The sequence below is a fragment of the Streptomyces sp. NPDC026246 genome (assembly GCF_055567995.1).
Window position 1 is genome coordinate 35,470 of the sequence record NZ_JBVHPJ010000016.1, and the last position, 13,932, is coordinate 49,401.

11 protein-coding genes and 1 riboswitch are annotated in these 13,932 nt (G+C 71.9%); of the genes, 4 read left to right on the forward strand and 7 right to left on the reverse strand.

Annotated elements, in window-relative coordinates; all coding sequences use genetic code 11:
- Positions 1-76 precede the first annotated feature (76 nt).
- The gene (locus ACZ4M5_RS30500; protein ID WP_467741584.1) at positions 77-2,125 is read right to left on the reverse strand and encodes a hypothetical protein; all 2,049 of its coding nucleotides are present in this window, start codon (positions 2,123-2,125) and stop codon (positions 77-79) included.
- 201 nt (positions 2,126-2,326) lie between these two features.
- Between ACZ4M5_RS30500 and ACZ4M5_RS30505 the strand changes: the two genes are divergently transcribed.
- On the forward strand, positions 2,327-2,896 hold the full coding sequence (locus ACZ4M5_RS30505) for a hypothetical protein (RefSeq protein ID WP_467741586.1): 570 nt from the start codon (positions 2,327-2,329) through the stop codon (positions 2,894-2,896).
- Positions 2,897-2,900: 4 nt separating this feature from the next.
- Here the strand turns inward: ACZ4M5_RS30505 and ACZ4M5_RS30510 are convergent, their stop codons facing one another.
- The 6 genes from ACZ4M5_RS30510 to thrC all read right to left on the reverse strand — a co-directional run bounded on the left by ACZ4M5_RS30510 (position 2,901) and on the right by thrC (position 10,185).
- Positions 2,901-4,442 carry a carboxylesterase/lipase family protein gene (locus tag ACZ4M5_RS30510; RefSeq protein WP_467741588.1) on the reverse strand — a complete coding sequence of 514 codons (1,542 nt, stop codon included), beginning with the start codon at positions 4,440-4,442 and terminating at the stop codon, positions 2,901-2,903.
- A 93-nt stretch (positions 4,443-4,535) separates the two neighbouring features.
- On the reverse strand, positions 4,536-5,657 hold the full coding sequence (locus ACZ4M5_RS30515; RefSeq protein ID WP_467741590.1) for an NADH:flavin oxidoreductase: 1,122 nt from the start codon (positions 5,655-5,657) through the stop codon (positions 4,536-4,538).
- A 194-nt stretch (positions 5,658-5,851) separates the two neighbouring features.
- Positions 5,852-7,474 carry a chaperonin GroEL gene (gene groL / locus ACZ4M5_RS30520; RefSeq protein ID WP_184561087.1) on the reverse strand — a complete coding sequence of 541 codons (1,623 nt, stop codon included), beginning with the start codon at positions 7,472-7,474 and terminating at the stop codon, positions 5,852-5,854.
- Between the two features lie 395 nt (positions 7,475-7,869).
- On the reverse strand, positions 7,870-8,073 hold the full coding sequence (locus ACZ4M5_RS30525) for a cold-shock protein (protein WP_010035953.1): 204 nt from the start codon (positions 8,071-8,073) through the stop codon (positions 7,870-7,872).
- A 447-nt stretch (positions 8,074-8,520) separates the two neighbouring features.
- Positions 8,521-8,796, reverse strand: coding sequence for a MoaD/ThiS family protein (locus ACZ4M5_RS30530; protein ID WP_003991133.1), 276 nt, complete (start codon positions 8,794-8,796; stop codon positions 8,521-8,523).
- A gap of 102 nt (positions 8,797-8,898) precedes the next feature.
- Positions 8,899-10,185 (reverse strand): threonine synthase, encoded by a 1,287-nt coding sequence (gene thrC, locus ACZ4M5_RS30535; RefSeq protein WP_467741593.1) that lies wholly within the window; start codon positions 10,183-10,185, stop codon positions 8,899-8,901.
- Positions 10,186-10,203: 18 nt separating this feature from the next.
- A riboswitch (SAM riboswitch) is annotated at positions 10,204-10,359 on the reverse strand.
- Between the two features lie 153 nt (positions 10,360-10,512).
- On the opposite strand from thrC, the gene ACZ4M5_RS30540 reads away from it, so the two are divergent.
- The 3 genes from ACZ4M5_RS30540 (at position 10,513) to otsB (ending at position 13,766) form a co-directional block, all read left to right on the forward strand.
- The gene (locus tag ACZ4M5_RS30540) at positions 10,513-11,457 is read left to right on the forward strand and encodes a glucosyl-3-phosphoglycerate synthase (RefSeq protein ID WP_467741595.1); all 945 of its coding nucleotides are present in this window, start codon (positions 10,513-10,515) and stop codon (positions 11,455-11,457) included.
- A gap of 73 nt (positions 11,458-11,530) precedes the next feature.
- Positions 11,531-12,919 (forward strand): alpha,alpha-trehalose-phosphate synthase (UDP-forming), encoded by a 1,389-nt coding sequence (locus ACZ4M5_RS30545; RefSeq protein WP_467741597.1) that lies wholly within the window; start codon positions 11,531-11,533, stop codon positions 12,917-12,919.
- 7 nt (positions 12,920-12,926) lie between these two features.
- The gene (gene otsB / locus ACZ4M5_RS30550; protein ID WP_467741599.1) at positions 12,927-13,766 is read left to right on the forward strand and encodes a trehalose-phosphatase; all 840 of its coding nucleotides are present in this window, start codon (positions 12,927-12,929) and stop codon (positions 13,764-13,766) included.
- Positions 13,767-13,932: the final 166 nt, after the last annotated feature.

Consider the following 13,932-nt stretch of genomic DNA (forward strand, 5'->3'; position numbering starts at 1 on the left):
GGCCCCGCCCCGGCCCCGGTGACGGCCCGGCCCCGGTGACGGCCGTCGGTGCCGCCGGGCCGTCACCGCCGGGGACTCACGTGAGCAGCACCGTCGGACCGGACACCACCACCGCGACGCGCCGCTCCTCCTCCTGCGGCTGCTCCCGCTCCGCTTCCGCCTTGGCGGCGAGGGCCTCGACCGCCGCGTTGAACCGCTGCATCGACGTCGGGTGGTCCGGGCCCAGGACGTACTCCTTGAGGACGCGGCGCTCGGGGGCCATCGGGTCGTGCCGGGGCTCGCGGACCGAGCGGAGGATCTCCGGCAGCCGGGTGCAGTCCCGGTCGAGGAGGTAGGCGCCCCCGGCCGTGGTGTAGGCCGCCCGGAAGTCCGCGTCGGGCAGGTCGTTCGCGTTGGTCAGGACGTACGGCTTGAGGCTGGCCACGAAGTCCGCGACGACGGACGACACGTCGCTGACGAGCATGTCGGCCTGGTCGAAGCACGCGTACAGCGTCGGCAGCTGACCGGTGACCACCTCGTGCCGCAGGGGCCCCCGGCTCGCCCAGAACAGGCGGTGCCACTCGGCGCGCAGCTCGTGCCACTCGGCCTCGCCGTCCGGGCCCGGGACGCGGGCCTCGCGCGTCTGCTGGGCGTCGTCGCCGGGCAGCCGCCCGGACAGTTCGGCGAGCCGGTCGCGGATCTCGTCCATGCGCGGCCGGGCCTCGGCGATCGCGGACTGCGCCCGCTCGGCGTCCCGCCGCTCGTTGTCGGCGTTCAGCAGCTCCCGCACGGCCCGGTCCGCCTCGGCCGCGGCGGGCGAGCGCTTGCCGGTGAGCGGGTGCGGCTTGTAGAGGACCCGCACGTTCTCCGCGAGCAGCCTCTCGACCAGCCTCACGCCCATCGGGATCAGGGACGTGTGGCAGTCGTCGTCGCTCCACCCCTCCCAGGTGGGCGCGTACAGCACGGTCGGCAGCGGCCCCGGCACGTGGTCGGCGTGCAGCCGGATCGACGACAGCTGGGGGCGGCCCACCTCGACGATCGCGGAGTCGCTGATGGCGTGCCGCACCCGCTGGTAGCGGTCGCGCCCGGCCCGGCCGGCCACCCAGATCTCGTCGTAGACCTTGCTCACGCGGTTGCTGCTGGCGAGCTTGTCGCTGTCGCCGTGCCCGATGAACACGTGCTTGGCCTCGGCGACGCGCAGCATGTGCACGTTCTTGCCCGCGTTGCCCGGGTAGAGGACGACCCGCAGCTCGGGCAGTTCCAGCAGTGCCACGTCGTCCGCCTTCGGCACGCACAGCACGGGGATCCGCGTCCGGCTCAGGAAGCGGAACGAGGCCCGCTCGCGCAGGACGATCAGCGGCCGGCGGTCGAGCTGCTCCAGCGTCTCGATCCACATGTTGACCTGGTACATGAAGTCGCGCGAGACGGACGCGAAGCTGAAGTACAGGGCCACCTCGGGGCGGTACCCGGCCAGTTGCCGGTTCACCTCGGCGATCACCTCGTCCCGGCCGGGCATCCGGCGGGCCCGGCGCAGCTGACCGAGCAGCGCCACCACGGCTGCCGCCGTCAGCCCGGCCGTCAGCGCGAACCCGGTCCCGGCGGCCTGCCACGCGCCCGCGGCGAGCGCGACGAGCAGCCCCGCGTGCGCGGGCAGGTCGAGATGCAGCAGCTTGCGCAGGAAGCGCCGGTACAGGAAGGCGGGCGGGGACTGCGGGATGCCCGCCCCGCTCATGTCGAGGTTGCGCACCACCACGGGCAGCACGCGGCGCCGCCGTATCGCGTGGTGCACGGCCGAGTACAGGATCACCAGGGTGAAGTGCAGGCTGAACACCGCCAGCGCGCCGACCAGCACGGTGTCGGGGGCGTCCATGCGCTCCGCCAGCGCGAGCAGCATCACCGTGCGCACGGCGAACCGCAGGGTACGGGTGAGCTGCAGCGCGGCCAGCCGCCGCACGAAGGCGGGAGCACGGGCGTGCAGCACCTCGTCGGCCACGTAGGTGACGAGCGAGGCCGCGGCGAAGCCCCACAGCGACGGCAGCAGCGCGAAGACGGGCAGTGCGGCGAAGCCGGCGGCGAACAGGAACACGAGCAGGAGGTCGGTCTTCCCGCGCACACGCAGGACACCGCACAGCCAACGGAACGTCATGGACAGGCTTTCTCTCGGGCAGACGTGCATTCCGGGCGGCGTGCGGTGGGGCGGACGCCGGGGTGTACGCGCGATACGCCTGTTAGACGGTGATCAGGGCCGTTTGGTTGTACACCTTTCGATCATCCGTACGTCATCGCCCCTTCACCCCCCTTCGGCCGGCCTGAGAGCCGCACCGGCCGGCGGAGGACAATGGGGAGCATGAACCACGCCCAGCTGACCGCACTCGGCCGTGCCCTCCGTCTGCTCGGTGAGCACGGCGAGGCCCTGACCACCGACTCGCCGGACGCCAAGCTGCACGAGGTCAGGGCGGATCTGCGGCGGGCCCTGGACCTGCTGGAGGAGAGCGTCTCGAACGCCGCGCCCAGCACCCGCTGCCCGGAGCACCCGAACGGGCCGGTCGACGAGGCCGCCCCGGACCTGTGCCTGCTGTGCGAGACCCGGCGCAGGGCGGCCCGCCGGGCGGAGTTCAACGGCCCCGCCCCGTACCAGCCGCAGAGCGAGCCGGTCCAGACCCGCTACGGCGTGCGCGGCGACCGCCCCCAGCCCCAGCAGCGCTGGCTGCCGGAGCTGTGGAACGGCCAGAGCTGGCAGCTGTGCGGCACCCCGCGCCGGGACCGCCGCGAGGCCGAGCTGTACATCGCGGCCCAGCGCCGCGCACCCCGGGCGGCCATGGCGTACCGCCTGGTGCACGAGTTCACCGACTACGAGGTGCTGCGCGTGTGGGGCACGCCCGTGCGCGTCGACATCGAGCCGATGGGCAACCTCTAGACGCTCACAGCAGCGGCAGCGGCCGGAACTCGTGGTTCTCCCACAGCCGCCGGGCCGTCTCCTCGGGGTACGGCGCGACCACCGGCTCCGCGTCCAGCACCTGCACCAGCCGCCGCTCGTCGTACACCGGCCAGCCCGGGTCGCCCGTGCGCGCGAACGCCGACCAGGACGAGCGGAAGCGGGCCGACAGCGCCCGGGCCTCGGCGGACGGCTCGGCGCCCGCGAACAGCAGGGCCCCCAGGTCCGCGCCGTACGTGCCGAACAGCAGCGGGATGTCCAGGCCGTGGCAGGCGCCGAACGCGCCGCCGCTGCCGGGGGCGGGCCAGGTCAGTTCGTAGACGTGCGCGGTGCCGCCGCCCGCGCGCTGCGCCTCGGCCAGGTGCAGGGAGGGCATGGAGAACAGCCATTCCGTCTGGACGCGCTCGTACAGCTCGCCCGCACCGGCACCGGGGAAGGCGTCCCGGTAGGACTGCTCGCCGCCCGGGGCGAACAGGCGCAGGGCCGAGGCCGCCCGCTCCTCGCCGACCCCGCCCAGGTGCCCGGCCATGGCGAGGAAGAGGCGGTACTCCTCGCGGTTGTGGCCGACGATCAGAGCCACGTCCCGGGCGCTTCCGGCCGCCAGGGCCCGCCAGGGGGTCTGCGGCAGGACGTCGCCGTCGACGACCGGGGCGAACGGCGTGACCGTGGGGGCCGCCTGGCCCCAGCGGTCGACGTACTGGGTCATCTTGGCGCTCAGCGTCTCGCCCGCGGTGGGCAGCCGCCGCGGGTCCACCGCCGACAGGTCGGCGACGGTCGGGCGCAGACCCAGCTCGGCGGCGAGGGCGCGGCCCATGTCGGCGGCGAGTTCGGCGGAGAAGAACGTGCCCGGCACGCTCTGCGCTATCGCCCGGCGGAACAGGCCGGCGGCCCGGTCCATGCCGAGCAGCGAGGCGATCGAACCCGCACCGGCGGACTCGCCGAACAGCGTGACCAGCCCCGGATCGCCGCCGAACGCCTCGATGTTGTCCCGCACCCACTCCAGGGCCGCCACCTGGTCGAGCAGGCCCCGGTTGGCGGGGGCGCCCTCGACGGCGGCGAAACCCTCCATGCCGACGCGGTAGTTGAGGGTGACGACCACGACGTCGCCGTCGGCCGCGAGGTGCCGGGCGTCGTAGCCGGGGCTGCCGCCGTGGCCGAGCTTGTAGGCACCGCCGTGGATCCACACCATGACCGGACGGCGGGCGGCCGGATCCGCCTCGGGCGTCCAGACGTTGACCGTGAGCCACTCGTCGCCCTGGGGCACGTCGATCAGGCCCGGGCCGCCCATCAGGCCGAGGTCCTGCGGGGGCGGCGGGCCGAAGGCGTGGGCCTCCCGCACGCCGTCCCAGGGCGCGGCGGGCCGGGGCGCCATGAAACGGTCCTCGCCGACCGGGGGCGCGGCGAAGGGAACACCGCGGAAGACGGCGAGCTCCTCCTCCCTGCGGCCGCGGACCGCGCCGGCGGTGGTGCGCACCACCGGCGCGGACCGCGGGCCGTCCGTCGGAAAGCGGGGCTCGGACGTCGTCATGTGGGGTCTCCTCACGAAGTGCCGTCGGACTGGCGCCCGTTCAGTGTCCTCCGGCCGTCGCGAGCGGGTGCGGGCACCCCGTGCCCGGCCGGCTCAGCTGAGGGTCTTCAGGGCGGCCGGGTCGTAGGGGGCCAGCTCCTCGAAGCGGCCGGAGAGCACCTTGCGGGCCCACTCGGGGTCCTGGAGCAGGGCGCGGCCGACGGCGACCATGTCGAACTCGTCGCGCTCGAGGCGGTCGAGGAGGTTGTCGAGGTCGCCGACCTCGGCGCCCTGGCCCTGGAAGGACTTGAGGAAGTCGACGCCGTTCAGGCCGACCGAGCCGACCGTGATGGCGGGCTTGCCGGTGATCTTCTTGGTCCAGCCGGCGAGGTTGAGGTCGGAGTCGTCGAACTCGGGGACCCAGTGGCGGCGCGTGGAGGCGTGGAAGGCGTCGACGCCGGCGGCCGCGAGCGGGGTCAGGATCGACTCCAGCTCCTCGGGCGTCTCGGCGAGGCGGGCGCGGTAGGCCTCCTGCTTCCACTGCGAGTAGCGGAGGATGACGGGGAAGTCGGCGGAGACGGTCTCGCGGACGGCCGCGACGATCTCCGCGGCGAACCTGACCCGGGCGACCCGGTCGCCGCCGTAGGCGTCGGTGCGGCGGTTGGTGCCCTCCCACAGGAACTGGTCGAGCAGGTAGCCGTGGGCGCCGTGCAGCTCCACGCCGTCGAAGCCGATGCGCTCGGCGGCCGCGGCGGCCTCGGCGAAGGCGCCGATGACGGCGTCGATGTCGGCCTGGGTCATGGCCTTGCCGGTGGGCTCGTCGGCGCCGATGCGCAGCCCGGAGGGGCCGACGGCGGGGGCGTCGGCGACGGGCGGCTCGCCCTGGTTGCGGACCATGCCGATGTGCCACAGCTGCGGCACGATCGTGCCGCCCGCGGCGTGCACGGCCTCGGCGACCTTCGCCCAGCCGGCGAGCTGCTCCTCGCCGTGGAACCGCGGCACGCTGTCGCTCTGCCCGGCCGACTCGTGCCCGACGTAGGTGCCCTCGGTGACGATCAGGCCGACCCCCGCGGCGGCGCGGCGCGCGTAGTAGGAGACGACGTCCTCACCGGGCACGCCGCCCGGGGAGAACATGCGGGTCATCGGGGCCATCGCGATCCGGTTGGGGACGGTCAGGCCGTTCAGGGTCACGGGCCGGGACAGGATGTCGGCTGCGCGGGAGGCGGCGTCGCTCACGTGGGGGCTCCTTCGGATACCGGACAGTACGCGCATACCGGTCAGTATGTGCATACGCATAGGTCCTTAGGTTCAACCACTCCGTCCCGGTGCGCCATCCCGCGCGCCCTGTGATCCCGCACACGCCGAAGGGCGGCACCCCCTGCCGGAACAGGGGATGCCGCCCTCGGAAAGGACGCGATCGACCGGGTCGATCAGAAGTCCATGTCACCGCCCGGCATGCCGCCGCCGGCCGGCGCGGCGGCCTTCTCCGGCTTGTCGGCGATGACGGCCTCGGTGGTGAGGAACAGCGCGGCGATGGAGGCGGCGTTCTGCAGCGCGGAACGGGTCACCTTCGCCGGGTCGATGATGCCCTCGGCGATCATGTCGACGTACTCACCGGTCGCGGCGTTCAGGCCGTGGCCGACGGTGAGGTTGCGGACCTTCTCCACGACGACGCCGCCCTCGAGACCACCGTTGACGGCGATCTGCTTCAGCGGGGCCTCCAGCGCGAGCTTCACGGCGTTGGCGCCGGTCGCCTCGTCACCGTCGAGCTCCAGCTTCTCGAAGACCTGGGAGGCCTGCAGCAGGGCCACGCCACCACCGGCGACGATGCCCTCCTCGACGGCCGCCTTGGCGTTGCGCACGGCGTCCTCGATGCGGTGCTTGCGCTCCTTGAGCTCCACCTCGGTGGCGGCACCGGCCTTGATGACCGCGACACCGCCGGCGAGCTTCGCCAGGCGCTCCTGCAGCTTCTCGCGGTCGTAGTCCGAGTCGCTGTTCTCGATCTCGGCGCGGATCTGGTTCACGCGACCCTGGACCTGGTCGGCGGAGCCGGCACCGTCCACGATCGTGGTCTCGTCCTTGGTGATGACGACCTTGCGGGCCTTGCCGAGCAGGTCGAGCGTGGCGTTCTCCAGCTTGAGGCCGACCTCCTCGGAGATCACCTCGCCGCCGGTGAGGATGCCGATGTCCTGCAGCATCGCCTTGCGGCGGTCGCCGAAGCCCGGGGCCTTGACGGCGACGGACTTGAAGGTGCCGCGGATCTTGTTGACGACCAGGGTCGACAGGGCCTCGCCCTCGACGTCCTCGGCGATGATCAGCAGCGGCTTGCCCGACTGCATGACCTTCTCCAGGAGCGGGAGCAGGTCCTTGACGTTGGAGATCTTCGAGTTGGCGATCAGGATGTACGGGTCGTCGAGGACGGCCTCCATACGCTCCATGTCGGTGGCGAAGTACGCCGAGATGTAGCCCTTGTCGAAGCGCATACCCTCGGTGAGCTCCAGCTCCAGACCGAAGGTCTGGGACTCCTCGACGGTGATGACGCCTTCCTTGCCGACCTTGTCCATCGCCTCGGCGATGAGCTCGCCGATCTGGGTGTCGGCGGCGGAGATCGAGGCCGTGGAGGCAATCTGCTCCTTGGTCTCGACGTCCTTGGCCTGCTCGAGCAGGGCGGCGGAGACGGCCTCGACGGCCTTCTCGATACCGCGCTTCAGGGCCATCGGGTTGGCACCGGCGGCCACGTTGCGCAGACCCTCGCGCACCAGGGCCTGGGCCAGGACGGTCGCCGTGGTCGTACCGTCACCGGCGACGTCGTCCGTCTTCTTGGCGACTTCCTTGACCAGCTCGGCGCCGATCTTCTCGTACGGGTCCTCGAGCTCGATCTCCTTGGCGATGGACACACCATCGTTGGTGATCGTGGGCGCGCCCCACTTCTTCTCGAGGACGACGTTGCGGCCCTTGGGGCCGAGCGTCACCTTCACGGCGTCCGCGAGCTGGTTCATGCCGCGCTCGAGGCCGCGCCGCGCCTCCTCGTCGAACGCGATGATCTTGGCCATGTGAAGTGGTCCCTCCAGGACTGGGGGTGATGACTCCAGGACCGCGCCCGCGCCCGCGACGGACGGCTCGCCGGCCTCGTGGTTCCTTCCCACTTCGGCCTGCGGGCCTCACCGACCCGGTCCTTACGTTGTCACTCTCACCTTCAGAGTGCTAACGCCAATGATTAGCACTCGACCCCCCAGAGTGCAAGGCGCGCCCGCGCAGCGGGTGCTCATCGAGGGGTGGCGGTCGGGTGACGGGCGGGCGCAAGCGCCCCCCGGAGCGGATGGGGCGCTCAGCCCGCCCGCGAACACGCCCCCGCGCGCCTCCCGGGCAAGCGGAAGGGCCCGCACCCCGGGGGATGCGGACCCTTCTGCGAAGACCGGTCGCGTGAGCTTTTGGTCGTGGTGCGCGTTCAGGCAGAGACGCGAACCATGTCGGCCTGCGGCCCCTTCTGGCCCTGCGAGATCTCGAACTCGACCCGCTGGCCCTCTTCCAGGGTGCGGTAGCCGTCCATCTGGATCGCGCTGTAGTGGACGAAAACATCCGCACCACCGTCGACCGCGATGAAGCCGTACCCCTTCTCCGCGTTGAACCACTTGACGGTGCCCTGAGCCATGCCTAACTCCCCTATTACTGGCCCTTGCACAGATCCACACTTCGCGGATCCGGGTCAGACCTCACCCCCCACGGTTGGGGGCGTGCGCCGGAACGCGTCGACCGCGGCTGAATGTATCTGTCCAACTGCCGTCTGCAACAGGTCAATCGGACGAGAATTCTGGACGCTCAGGGTCCGGAATGTGGGGAGAATTCGCCCGAATTCAGGGCAAGTCGGGCCACACAAAAAGAACAAAAGCCGCGAAAGACGCGCACACTTTGGCTACATCTTGTCGGGCTCGCGGCAGGAATTCAGGGTTCCGGTCGGTGGATCCGGAACGCGTTCCCCAACTGTACCGCGCTCAATCACACAGAATTGCCCCCTCCGCTTCTCTCACGGTGAGGGCAATTCGATGCACGCTCGGTGACCGGCATTACTCAAGGTAACAATCAAGCCGGTCGGCCGGATTCAGCCGCCGGCGACAGCCGGAATGATCGACACTCCGGCACCGTCCGGCGTGGCCGTCTCCAGACCCTGCTCGAACCGCACGTCGTCGTCGTTGACGTACACGTTGACGAACCGCCGCAGCTTGCCCTGGTCGTCCAGCACCCGGGCGGCGATCCCGGTGTGGTTCTTCTCCAGGTCGGCGATGACCTCCCCGAGGTTCGCGCCCTCGGCGGCGACCTCGGCCTGCCCGCCCGTGTAGGTGCGCAGGATGGTGGGGATGCGAACGGTGACGCTCATCGGAACATGACCTCCGGTTTTGTCGAAGCTACGGCTGGGGCGCACCCTCAGGGGCGCGGGGAACTGCGCGACCGGCCCCCACCGGCCCGCAGCGAACAACGATCAGACGAGCCCGGCATCCCGGAACGACTCCAGGCTGGGCCGGATGGTCGCGGTCAGCCCCGTGCCCGCCACCGCGTCCAGCGTCTTCAGACCGTCCCCGGTGTTCAGCACCACGGTGGTCTTCGTGGGGTCGAGCACCCCGTTCGCGATCAGCTTGCGCGTCACGCCCACGGTCACCCCGCCGGCGGTCTCCGCGAAGATCCCCTCGGTCCTGGCCAGGACCTTGATCGCGTCGACGACCTGCTCGTCCGTCACGTCCTCCACCGCACCACCGGTCCGCCGCGCGATGTCCAGCACGTACGGCCCGTCCGCCGGGTTGCCGATCGCCAGGGACTTGGCGATCGTGTCCGGCTTCTGCGGACGCACCACGTCGTGCCCGGCCTTGAACGCCGTCGACACCGGCGAGCAGCCCTCGGCCTGCGCACCGAAGATCGTGTACGGCTTGTCCTCGACGAGGCCGAGCTTGATCAGCTCCTGCAGCCCCTTGTCGATCTTCGTGAGCTGCGAGCCGGAGGCGATCGGCACGACCAGCTGGTCCGGCAGCCGCCAGCCGAGCTGCTCGCAGATCTCGTACGCGAGGGTCTTGGAGCCCTCCGCGTAGTAGGGGCGCAGGTTGACGTTGACGAAGCCCCAGCCCTCACCGGCCGGGTCGCCGATCAGCTCCGAGCAGAAGCGGTTCACGTCGTCGTAGTTGCCCTCGATGCCGACGAGCTCGCCGCCGTAGACCGCGGCCATGACGACCTTGCCCTGCTCCAGGTCGTGCGGGATGAACACGCACGAGCGGAAGCCGGCGCGGGCGGCGGCGGCACCCACCGCGCCGGCCAGGTTGCCGGTGGAGGAGCAGGACAGGGTGGTGAAGCCGAAGGCGCGGGCGGCCTCCAGGGCCTGGGCGACGACCCGGTCCTTGAAGGAGTGCGTCGGGTTGCCGGAGTCGTCCTTGACGAACAGCTTGCCGGGGTCGACGCCCAGCTCGCGGGCCAGGTTGTCGGCCTTGACCAGCTTGGTCCAGCCCGGGTTGATGTTCGGCTTGTCCGCCACGTCCGCCGGGACCGGCAGCAGCGGGGCGTAGCGCCAGATGTTCGCGGGTCCCGCTTCGATGCGCTTGCGGAGCTCTTCGGTGTCGTAGGCCGAGAAGTCGTAGGCGATCTCCAGCGGGCCGAAACACTCCTCGCAGGCGAAGACCGGGCCGAGAGGCACGCGGTGACCGCACTCGCGGCAGCTCAGAGCGGCGGCCGGGCCGAGGTCTACGGTGGAGTTCGTGGTGCTTGCAACAGTCTGCACAGCCATGTGAGGCGAGGCCCTTTCTCCTCATCTTCCTCACGACGCATCTCGCCGTGAGACGGATTTGGCACCTTCCCTAGCCGGGAGCCTCGCGGAGTGGTCAGCAGTGACCTACGAGAACCGACTGGAGGGTTGCCGGGGCTTCATCGGGCCGTTTCCCTCTGCCCCTCTGGATGAGCTGTATGTGGTTGTAGGCGGCGGGCGACCCCGGACATGCGAGGGTCATCCGCGTTGTTCAAGACTGTAACCGACGACCAGGACAGTTGAGATAGTCGTCCGAACCGCGAGACGCGTCACATTCGTCCCGCCGAGAGAACGCAAGGAGCAGCCACGGTGCTGGAAGAAGTCGAGCGCTGGCTGAGCGCCCGTTCCTGGTCCGTGCACGACCGTCCCCTCCACAGCCTCCTGGCGGCCAAGCAGCGCACGGGCCGCACGGTCAGCGTGGTGCTGCCCGCCCTGAACGAGGAGGAGACCGTCGGCGACATCGCCGCCGCGATCCGCCACGACCTCATGCTGCGGGTGCCGCTCGTCGACGAGCTGGTCGTGATCGACTCGGGGTCGGCCGACCGCACGTCCGAGGTGGCCGCCGCCGCGGGCGCGACGGTGGTGCACCGGGACGCGATCCTGCCCCGCCTGCCCGCCCTGCCCGGCAAGGGCGAGGTGCTGTGGCGCTCGCTGCTGGTCACCCGCGGCGACATCGTCTGCTTCGTCGACGCGGACCTGCGGGAGTTCTCGTCCGACTTCGTCTCCGGCATCGTGGGCCCGCTGCTGACCGACCCGGAGGTCGAGCTCGTCAAGGGCATGTACGACCGTCCCCTCGGCGCCGCCGCCGGGCAGGGCGGCCGGGTCACGGAGCTGATGGCGCGCCCCCTGCTCAACATGCACTGGCCGCGGCTCGCCGGGTTCGTGCAGCCGCTGGGCGGCGAGTACGCGGCCCGCCGCTCCCTGCTGGAGCAGCTGCCCTTCCCCGTCGGGTACGGCGTCGAACTGGGCGTGCTCGTCGACGCCCTGCACCTGGCGGGCCTCGACGCGCTCGGCCAGGTCGACCTGGGGGTGCGCAAGCACCGGCACCAGGACGGGCAGGCGCTCGGCCGGATGGCCGCCGAGATCTACCGCACGGCCCAGCTGCGGCTGGCCCGGGGGCATCTGATCCGGCCGTCCCTCACCCAGTTCGAGCGGACCGGGGACGGCTTCGAACCGCGGACGTACTCCGTGGACACCGAGGAACGCCCGCCGATGGTGGAGATCGCCGAGTACCAGGCGCGGCGGGCCGCCTGACCCGGGCTGTTTTCGGCCGGGCGCGGCAGGTCCGTACGTTTGAGCGTTTACAGGCCGGGCTAGGTTGAGGCCTATGGGTTCGACGCACGGTTCTGCACGGGTATTGGTGGCCTCCAACCGCGGCCCGGTCTCCTACACGGTCGGTGACGACGGTTCGCTGAACGCCAGACGGGGCGGCGGCGGACTGGTCTCGGGGCTCTCGGCGATCGGCTCCGACGCGGACTCCCTGTGGGTCTGCTCGGCGCTGTCCGACGGCGACCGCGCGGCGGTGGCCCGCGGGGTCGGCGAGGAGGGCGTGCGGATGCTGGACATCCCGGCCGACGTGCACGCCGACGCCTACAACGGCATCGCCAACTCGGTGCTGTGGTTCGTCCACCACATGCTCTACCAGACTCCCCTGGAGCCGGTCTTCGACGCGGAGTTCCGCCGCCAGTGGGCGTCCTACGAGACGTACAACCGGGCGTTCGCCGAGGCGCTGGCCGAGGAGGCGGCGCAGGGCGCGGCGGTCGTGGTGCAGGACTACCACCTGACGCTGGTGCCGGGCATGCTGCGCGAGCTGCGCCCGGACCTCAGGATCGGCCACTTCTCGCACACGCCGTGGGCGCCGCCCGAGTACTTCCGGATGCTGCCGGACGACGTGGCCGGGCAGGTGCTGCGCGGCATGCTCGGCGCGGACCGGCTCGGCTTCCTCACCCAGCGCTGGGCGGACGCGTTCACCGCCTGCGCCGAGCGGTTCGCGGGCGGTCTCGGCGGCACGCGGATCGGGGTGCACGGCCTGGGCGCCGACGCGGACTTCCTGCGCGAGCGGGCCCACGAGCCGGACGTCGAGGAACGGATCACCGCGCTGCGGCAGGAGATCGGCGAGGGCCGCCGCACCATCGTCCGGGTCGACCGCACCGAGCTGTCGAAGAACATCGTGCGCGGCCTGCTGGCCTACCGGCGGCTGCTCCAGGCCCACGGCGAGTGGCGCGAGCGCGTGGTGCACGTGGCCTTCGCCTACCCCTCCCGGCAGGACCTCGCGGTGTACCGGGACTACACGGCCGAGGTGCAGCGCCTGGCCGACGAGATCAACGCCGAGTTCGGCACGCCGGGCTGGACGCCGGTCGTGCTGCACGTCAAGGACGACTTCGCCCGCTCCCTGGCCGCCTACCGGCTGGCCGACGTGGCCCTGGTCAACCCCATCCGCGACGGGATGAACCTGGTGGCCAAGGAGGTCCCGGTCGTCTCCGACGGGGGCTGCGCGCTGGTGCTGTCCCGGGAGGCGGGGGCGCACGAGGAGCTGGGCGAGGACGCGATCACGGTCAACCCGTACGACGTCACCGGCACGGCCGAGGCCCTGCACGAGGCCCTGTCGATGCGCCCGGAGGAGCGCGCCGAACGCAGCAAGCGCCTGGCGGCGGCGGCCACGGCTCTGCCGCCGGCCCGCTGGTTCGTCGAGCAGCTCGACGCGCTGAGGGGCTGAGCGGCCGATGAGCACCACGCCCGCCTCCCAGCCGCTGCCCGTCCCCGTCACCGAGGCGGGGCACAAGGGCCTGGACGCCCTGCTGGGCGGCCCCGGCAAGGCCCTGATCGGCCTCGACTTCGACGGGACGCTCGCGCCGATCGTGGCCGATCCCGACCAGGCCCGGGCCCACCCGGAGGCCCTGTCCGCACTCGCGGCGCTCGCGCCGAAGGTGGCCGCCGTCGCGGTGATCACCGGCCGGCCGGCCGAGGTCGCCGTGCGCAACGGCGCCTTCGCGGACGCGCCCGGTCTGGAGCACCTGGTCGTCCTCGGGCACTACGGCGCCGAGCGCTGGGACGCCCGCACCGGAGAGGTCACCGCCCCGCCGGCGCACCCGGGGGTCGACGCCGTGCGCGCCGAGCTGCCCGGGCTGCTGGCGGGCAGCGGGGCCCGGGTGGAGGACAAGGGCCGGGCCGTGGCCGTGCACACCCGGCGCGCGGCCGACCCGCAGGGCACCTTCGAGGCCCTGCGCGAACCGCTCACCGGCCTGGCGACCCGCCACGGCCTGATCGTCGAGCCCGGCCGCATGGTCCTGGAACTGCGCCCGCCCGGCATGGACAAGGGCGTCGCCCTGACCGGCTTCGCCCGCGAGATCGGCGCGGGCTGCGTCCTGTACGCCGGCGACGACCTCGGCGACCTGCCCGCCTACGCCGCCGTGGACACCCTCCGCACGGAGGGCACCCCGGGCCTGCTGGTGTGCAGCGGCAGCGACGAGGTGACGGAACTGCGCGACCGGGCGGACGTGGTGGTGAACGGCCCGGAGGGCGTGGTCCACCTGCTGCAAGCCCTGGCCGACCGCATCGCCTGAAGGACCACCCTCAGGGGCGCGGGGAACTGCGCGAAAAGCCACGCCGCACCCGCGGACGACGAACAACGACGGGCACCCTCAGGGGCGCGGGGAACTGCGCGAAAACCACCACGCACCCGCAGACGACGAACAGCCACGGGCACCCTCAGGGGCGCGGGGAACTGCG

Excerpts from the sequence above, each read along its gene's own strand:
- ACZ4M5_RS30500 (WP_467741584.1), bottom strand. The coding sequence starts at position 2,125 with ATGACGTTCCGTTGGCTGTGCGGTGTCCTGCGTGTGCGCGGGAAGACC.
- ACZ4M5_RS30505 (WP_467741586.1), top strand. The coding sequence starts at position 2,327 with ATGAACCACGCCCAGCTGACCGCACTCGGCCGTGCCCTCCGTCTGCTC.
- ACZ4M5_RS30510 (WP_467741588.1), bottom strand. The coding sequence starts at position 4,442 with ATGACGACGTCCGAGCCCCGCTTTCCGACGGACGGCCCGCGGTCCGCG.
- groL (WP_184561087.1), bottom strand. The coding sequence starts at position 7,474 with ATGGCCAAGATCATCGCGTTCGACGAGGAGGCGCGGCGCGGCCTCGAG.
- ACZ4M5_RS30525 (WP_010035953.1), bottom strand. The coding sequence starts at position 8,073 with ATGGCTCAGGGCACCGTCAAGTGGTTCAACGCGGAGAAGGGGTACGGC.
- ACZ4M5_RS30530 (WP_003991133.1), bottom strand. The coding sequence starts at position 8,796 with ATGAGCGTCACCGTTCGCATCCCCACCATCCTGCGCACCTACACGGGC.
- thrC (WP_467741593.1), bottom strand. The coding sequence starts at position 10,185 with ATGGCTGTGCAGACTGTTGCAAGCACCACGAACTCCACCGTAGACCTC.
- ACZ4M5_RS30545 (WP_467741597.1), top strand. The coding sequence starts at position 11,531 with ATGGGTTCGACGCACGGTTCTGCACGGGTATTGGTGGCCTCCAACCGC.
- otsB (WP_467741599.1), top strand. The coding sequence starts at position 12,927 with ATGAGCACCACGCCCGCCTCCCAGCCGCTGCCCGTCCCCGTCACCGAG.